Source organism: Cellulomonas massiliensis JC225, from assembly GCF_000312005.1.
GTDB lineage: Bacteria > Actinomycetota > Actinomycetes > Actinomycetales > Cellulomonadaceae > Cellulomonas > Cellulomonas massiliensis.
In genome coordinates this window covers 1,236,493-1,240,112 of record NZ_HE978588.1, presented here as the reverse complement: position 1 = coordinate 1,240,112, position 3,620 = coordinate 1,236,493, and the positions used below count along the sequence as shown (strand labels likewise).

The 3,620-nt window shown below is 76.2% G+C and carries 4 protein-coding genes; 3 read left to right on the top strand and 1 reads right to left on the bottom strand.

The genetic code is table 11. From position 1 onward, the window contains the following. The 3 genes from HGCM_RS20375 to HGCM_RS05845 form a co-directional block, all read left to right on the top strand. Window positions 1-479 (top strand): helix-turn-helix transcriptional regulator (locus HGCM_RS20375; protein ID WP_040398959.1); only part of this gene is annotated, 479 nt, incomplete at its 5' end. Window positions 480-518: 39 nt separating this feature from the next. Next, window positions 519-1,589: a non-homologous end-joining DNA ligase gene (gene ligD / locus HGCM_RS05850; RefSeq protein ID WP_019135932.1), complete on the top strand. Its 1,071-nt coding sequence runs from the start codon at window positions 519-521 to the stop codon at window positions 1,587-1,589. Further along, window positions 1,573-3,015: an MFS transporter gene (locus HGCM_RS05845; RefSeq protein ID WP_019135931.1), complete on the top strand. Its 1,443-nt coding sequence runs from the start codon at window positions 1,573-1,575 to the stop codon at window positions 3,013-3,015. Before ligD ends, HGCM_RS05845 begins: the two co-directional genes overlap by 17 nt. A gap of 3 nt (window positions 3,016-3,018) precedes the next feature. Here HGCM_RS05845 and HGCM_RS17135 read toward each other — a convergent pair. Then, window positions 3,019-3,620 (bottom strand): M15 family metallopeptidase (locus HGCM_RS17135; RefSeq protein WP_019135930.1); only part of this gene is annotated, 602 nt, incomplete at its 5' end.

Below are 3,620 nucleotides of genomic sequence, written 5' to 3'. Positions count from 1 at the left end.
AGCACGGCCGCGCGCTCGGCGGGGCCGCGAACGACCCGGCGCTGTGGCGGGCCGCCCTCGACGAGTTCGACTACGGGTACCGGTACGAGGTCGCCCGCACGCGGTACCGGCTCGCGGAGTCGCTGCTGCTGCTGGGCGAGCGCGACGAGGCGCGCGAGCACGCCGCGCAGGCGCTCGCCGAGGCCGACGGGATGGGCGCGCGCCCGCTCGCGGAGGCCGTGCGCTCGCTGGGGCGCCGCGGCCGGCTGGCGCTGCCGGGCGAGCGGACGTCGTCCGCCGACGTGCTCACGGCCCGGGAGGCGGAGGTCCTCGCGCTGGTGGCGCAGGGGCTGTCGAACCGGCAGATCGGCGAGCAGCTGTTCATCTCGGGCAAGACCGTCTCGGTGCACATCTCGAACCTGCTGGCGAAGCTCGGCGCGTCGGGGCGGGCCGAGGCCGTCTCGATCGCGCACCAGCGCGGGCTCATCGGGACGCACTGACGGCTGCGCGTGTGGGCTCCCACCCCTAGCGTGGGCGCCATGGCAGCGTCGTCCACCCCGGCGGTCGAGCTCGACGTGCGCGGACGCACCGTGCGCGTCAGCAGCCCGGACCGGGTCGTGTTCCCCGAGCGCGGGCTCACCAAGCTCGACGTCGTCCAGTACTTCGTCGCCGTGGGCGACGGCATCCTGGGCGCCCTGCTGCACCGCCCCACCACGCTCGAGCGCTGGCCGAAGGGCGTCTTCGAGGGCGCGAAGCTCGCCACCCGGACCGACTCCTCGGGCGACGCGTTCTACCAGAAGCGCGTGCCGCAGGGCGCGCCGCCGTACGTCGAGACGGCGCGCATCGGCTTCCCGTCGGGCCGCACCGCGGACGAGGTGGCGCCGACGGAGCTCGCCGTCGTGGCGTGGGCCGCGAACCTCGGCACGCTGACGTTCCACCCGTGGCCGGTGACGCGGGACGACGTCGACTCCCCCGACCAGATCCGGATCGACCTCGACCCGCAGCCCGGCACCGACTTCGCCGACGCCGCCCGGGTCGCCCCTCGGGTGCGCGAGCTGCTCGCGGAGCACGGCCTGGAGGGGACGCCCAAGACCTCCGGCGGCCGGGGGATCCACATCTTCGTGCCGATCGAGCCGCGGTGGTCGTTCACCGACGCGCGGCGGGCGACGATCGCGTTCGGCCGCGAGCTGGAACGGCGGATGCCCGACGAGGTCACGATGCGCTGGTGGAAGGAGGAGCGCGGCGCGAAGATCTTCGTCGACTACAACCAGATGGCGCGCGACCGCACCATCGCCTCCGCGTACTCGATCCGCACGAACCCGCGGGCCACCGTCTCCGCGCCGCTGCGCTGGGACGAGGTGAGCGACGTCCATCCCGACGACTTCGACGTGCTCACGATGCCGGCCCGGTTCGCGGAGGTCGGCGACCTGTTCGCGCCGCTGGTCGCGCACCAGACGCCGCGGTACTCGATCGAGTCGCTCCTGGAGCTGGCGGACCGGCAGGAGGCCGACCACGGCGAGGGCGACCTGCCGTACCCGCCCGAGTACCCCAAGATGCCGGGCGAGCCGAAGCGGGTGCAGCCGAGCCGCGACCGTGACCGGCCCCGCTGACGCGCCGCTCGCCCCCCACCCGGCCCCGGTCGCGTACGCCTCCGCCCGCGGGCGGTGGGTGCTGCTCGCGACCGTCCTGGGCTCGGCGATCGCGTTCATCGACGCGACGGTGGTCACCATCGCGCTGCCCCGGCTCGCCGAGGAGCTGGGCGCCTCGACCGCCGGCCTGCAGTGGGTGGTCAACGGCTACGGGCTGACGCTCGCCGCGTTCCTCCTGCTCGGCGGCTCGCTCGGTGACCGGTACGGGCGCCGGCGGCTGTTCCTCGTCGGGGTCGTGTGGTTCGCGGTGGCCTCGCTCGCGTGCGCGCTCGCGCCGACGCTCGGGCTGCTCGTCGCGGCGCGGGTGCTCCAGGGCGTCGGCGGCGCGCTGCTCACGCCGGGGTCGCTCGCGATCCTGCAGTCGACGTTCGCGGGGGAGGACCGCGGGCGGGCGATCGGCATGTGGTCGGGCCTCGGCGGCGTCGCCGGGGCGCTCGCGCCGTTCCTGGGCGGCTGGATCGTGCAGGTGACGACGTGGCGCTGGGTGTTCGGCATCAACCTGCCGCTCGCGGCCGTGGTCGTCGCCGTGGCGCTGCGGTGGGTGCCGGAGAGCCGCGACCCGTCCGCCGCGCGCGGGCTCGACGTGGCGGGCACGGTGCTGGGCGCGCTGGGGCTGGCCGGGCTGACCTACGGGTTCACGGCGTGGACGAGCGAGGGACGGGCGGACGCCGTCGTCGTGGCGACGCTGTGCGGCGGCGTGGCCGCCCTCGTCGCGTTCGTCGCCGTGGAGTCCCGGGCGCGCGCGCCGATCCTGCCGCCGGGGTTGTTCCGCTGGCGGCCGTTCGCGGGCGTCAACCTGGCGACGCTGCTGGTGTACGCGGCGCTGTCGGGCGTCATGTTCTTCCTCGTCGTCGCGCTGCAGGTGGTCGCGGGCTACTCCCCGCTCGCCGCCGGGCTCGCGCCCGTGCCCGTGACGGTGCTGCTCCTGCTGCTCTCCCCGACCGCCGGCGCGCTCGGCCAGCGCTGGGGGCCGCGCTGGATGATGACGGCCGGGCCGCTGCTCGCCGCGGCCGGGACGCTGTGGTTCACCGCGGTCGGCGAGGACACCCCGTACCTCACGCACGTCCTGCCGGGCACGCTGCTGTTCGGGCTCGGCCTCGCCGTCGTCGTCGCGCCGCTCACCACCACGGCGCTGTCGGCGGCGCCGGACCACCTCGTCGGCGCCGCGAGCGGCGTCAACAACGCCGTCGCGCGTGTCGCCGGGCTGCTCGCGGTCGCCGTTCTGCCGCTCGCCGCGGGGGTGGGCGCGGCCCTCACCGACCCGGCCACGCTGCAGCCGGCGCACCGCACCGCGATGCTCGTCTGCGCGGCGCTGCTCGCGGCGGGCGGCCTGGTCTCGGCGCTGACGATCCCCACGCGCGCGGCCGACGTGCGACCGCCCGGCTGACGGTCAGCCGACGTACTCGTAGTGCCAGTACTCGGGCGACGAGCCGTTCTCGCGCGCCCATGACGGCTGCACCCAGCCGAACCGCGGGCCGTTCGCGAGGAGCCACCGGTACTCGGCGGTGCCGTACCCGTAGTCGCAGGGGAGCTCGGGCACGTCGATCGCGGTGCCGGTGCCGTGCTTCGAGGTGCCGGGCACCGCGGCGACCGCGCCCAGCGCCTCGCGCATCGCCACCTGCGTCGCGTAGTCCCGGTATGCGAGGTCGAGGTCCAGGTGGTGGCCGAACCGCGCACGGAACGCCGCGTCGAGGCGGCCGAGCGCGGCGGCGGCCTCGGTGCGCAGGTAGAAGCGGTTGCCCTGCGAGTCGCGCGGCTGCCACGGGACCTCGGCGAGCGCGGAGGCCGGCAGGCGGCCGTTGGAGCCGTCGCCGCCCTCGGTCGGGGGCGAGGTGGAGAAGGGCGGCCCGTCGTACGTCGTGCGGCACGACGGCGGGGTCGCGGAGGCGCTCGGGCGCGGCGTCGGCTCCGGGCTGGCCGCCGCCTGCGCCTCCTTCGCCTCCTGCCACGCCGCGTGGGCGCGCCGGGCGTCCGAGCGCGCCTCGGCGAGGT